Origin of the sequence: Mesorhizobium sp. M8A.F.Ca.ET.165.01.1.1 (assembly GCF_004792065.1) — a bacterium.
In the GTDB taxonomy this organism is placed as follows: Bacteria; Pseudomonadota; Alphaproteobacteria; order Rhizobiales; family Rhizobiaceae; genus Mesorhizobium.
The window spans coordinates 1-356 of the sequence record NZ_SRTH01000122.1 but is presented as its reverse complement, the minus strand read 5'-3'; the positions used below and the strand labels follow the sequence as shown (position 1 = coordinate 356).

The 356-nt window shown below is 63.8% G+C and carries 1 pseudogene; it reads right to left on the bottom strand.

The features are described 5' to 3' along the window. Positions 1-356: pseudogene (locus EN808_RS35375) on the bottom strand (type VI secretion system tip protein VgrG); the annotation flags it as partial.

Here is a 356-nt window from a genome sequence, read left to right as displayed (position 1 = left end):
TTGGGCGCTTCCAACGGTCACGCTCTGGTCGGCGCCGATATTGACGGTCTGCCCGGCTCCGACGTTCCAGCTGTCGCCGGCCCCGATGTCATGGCTCTGGCTGATACCGACGCTGACGGCGCGGGTCGCGCCGATCGTGTTCGTCTGCGAGGCGCCCACGGTCCTCGCTTCCGCTGCCCCCACCGTATCCACGCGCGCGACACCCACCGTGACTGTCTGGTTGAGCCCCACCGTCTGCGAATGGTTAGCGTCGATATTCTCCGTCGAATTGGCGACGACATGGATCGTCTCGTTCGCCATCACCGTCAGCGAACGGTTCTTACCCACCGTCTCAGTGTCATTGCTCCCGATATTCG